The organism is Acinetobacter sp. AOR01_HL, from assembly GCF_027855455.1.
GTDB classification, from domain to species: domain Bacteria; phylum Pseudomonadota; class Gammaproteobacteria; order Pseudomonadales; family Moraxellaceae; genus Acinetobacter; species Acinetobacter baumannii.
On the sequence record NZ_JAKTIM010000005.1, the window covers coordinates 1 to 2,239 of the forward strand.

Here is a 2,239-nt window from a genome sequence, read left to right on the forward strand (position 1 = left end):
ACCTCTCTTTAGGCAACTAGATGTAAACCCTGATTCTTTGGGCTGTATTGTGAAACTGGTTGAACGTAATCTGGTGGTAATTGATCAGCCATCTTAAGTTCGAATAAACGTACAAATGGGATGACTTTACCGTTTGGATTTTTATGTAAATTCTGTAGATGAGAACGGCTAATACCGCAGCTAATAAGCTCTCTTTCACGTTTATAGAAACGTGATTCCAAATGTCTGGACTTTACTTTTTTATAACCATCAATACGCAATGATCGATAGAAATCAAAGGCGTTATAAGCCTTGGTATAACTAGGATTACCTTTCTTGGTATAGGTAACCAATTTAGATTTAAGTAAAGCTTCTAATTCATCATCACTTGCGAAATTCATATATTCACCCTCCATAGTCTTAAGGATTGGGTCAAACGCTACGTGCCAGAGGCGTAGCAATAATTCTGGCTGTTCATGTTGCAGCTTAATTAGCTGAAATAAATTCGATGGATAACCATTCTTGGTTAAATATGTTTTACAAATACGAGCTTCTAAACGCAAAACTGCATTAGCAAATGGCAAAGCACCATTCATAGCAATAACAAGCGATTTAGAGCGCATACAACCCTTATCTGCTTTCTTCTGAATCTTATTTAGTTGGCTTTTAACTTCTTCAAATTTGCCATATGCCTTAGGACGTACACTTGCTGAATCATTACCCCAAGTAATGTAATTATCATATTTAACTTCACGGGCTTTACGGTGACCCGAAGCCAAGTTAGCCATATAGTCCAAAGTTGGCTGAACCATATTCTGATGAGGCAATCTAAATAAATATGTGGTATCTAGATGTAAAACCTCAGTATTTGCCAAATCTAAGATTGGGGCTAACTGGGGAAAGGCTTCGAGTAACATGCCAAGCATATGATCGGAGCCTAATTCGATAGACTCAAAACCATACACATTGTGACCTTGTAACAACTTCAATGGAGATGCCTTAATCTCAACATAAGGCGGTGTATTCATTGTATTTGTATAAAATTTAACAGCCATATCTGTATAGTCAGATGGAAGTGACTCATACGGATGATAAAGCTCCCCTGTTATCGTTTGACCATCATCGGTCTTAGAAACATGGCGAGTAGCAGCAGGAATACCATAATCACGAATATCACCATTAAACCAATGATGATTATCAAGACTACGTACATACGTAGGAATGATCGGAATCGCTAACCGCAGAAAATCAAGCATAGCAATTACCCAGATATATGAACTTCTAATACTTGTTGTATGCTCATAAAATTCCCCAATAATTATCGCATTTAATAGAATTAAAATCTCTTTAAATAGATATTAATCTAATATATGAGAACTGTAAACAAAGGAAATCTAATATATGAGAAATAATTGTTATAAAATTGACGAAAGTGAAAAAGGTCATGAAATGAACAGTATAGGCGAACGTATAGAAAAAAAATGTAAGGAACTGAATATCAGCATTCCTGAACTAGCAAATATCGCTGGAGTAAATTACAAGACCCTAAAAAGAAACATGACCGCCGAAGACCCAAACCCTACATTGCAGCACTTAAAGAGATTAAGCATAGCTTTAGGTATGAGTATCGATAATCTTGCATTTGGCGAAGAAGGAAGCACAGATGAAGAAATCGCTATCATTCTTAACGACCTAAAAAATATAGAAAAAGAAGATAAAAAAAGAATCTTATATATGGTTCGAATGATGATTGCCGAAAGCAAAAATAGGAAATGAAAATGGATATTCTAGAAATAGAAGAAAAAATAGGAAAAGTATTTAATAAAACCACTCCTACTGGCAGACTATCAAAAGTAAAGACAAGAAATCTAACAAGTTTTTTATGCGTACTTGTCATGATTGGAATAGAAAAAATAAAAAAAGATCATGATGAAAAAACATTTAAAAAATATATGAATGAACTAAAAAAGTGTGGAATAACAGAGAAATATATAAGAGAAGAACATGAGAAAGAAAGATTTAAAAGAAAGAGCCAGAAAGTAGAATATGTAGAACTTGTATTTGATTTAAATAATCAAGTACCAGAAGGATATATTCCTCCAGAAGGCCAATACAATATAGAAGAAATAATAGGCAAAAAGGTCAAAATATGATCAATAAATCGCCTAAATGATAAAATTTCTCATTTCTTCTAAAAGCATTGGTATATATAGCTCATAGGCGAAATTAAAAAAAACTTTGGACAGTCAGGCACACTATT

3 protein-coding genes are annotated in these 2,239 nt (G+C 33.9%); 2 read left to right on the top strand and 1 reads right to left on the bottom strand.

Annotation, left to right across the window (positions count from 1 at the left end; genetic code table 11):
- Nucleotides 1–8 precede the first annotated feature (8 nt).
- Nucleotides 9–1,235 carry a phage/plasmid replication protein, II/X family gene (locus MKL62_RS00390; protein ID WP_270899737.1) on the bottom strand — a complete coding sequence of 409 codons (1,227 nt, stop codon included), beginning with the start codon at nt 1,233–1,235 and terminating at the stop codon, nt 9–11.
- A gap of 145 nt (nt 1,236–1,380) precedes the next feature.
- Here MKL62_RS00390 and MKL62_RS00395 point away from each other — a divergent pair, with 145 nt between their 5' ends.
- Both MKL62_RS00395 and MKL62_RS00400 read left to right on the top strand, forming a co-directional pair.
- Nucleotides 1,381–1,755 carry a helix-turn-helix domain-containing protein gene (locus MKL62_RS00395; RefSeq protein ID WP_001245401.1) on the top strand — a complete coding sequence of 125 codons (375 nt, stop codon included), beginning with the start codon at nt 1,381–1,383 and terminating at the stop codon, nt 1,753–1,755.
- Between the two features lie 2 nt (nt 1,756–1,757).
- A complete protein-coding gene (locus MKL62_RS00400) occupies nt 1,758–2,132 on the top strand; it encodes a hypothetical protein (RefSeq protein ID WP_004747185.1) in 375 nt (124 codons plus the stop codon).
- Nucleotides 2,133–2,239 lie beyond the last annotated feature (107 nt).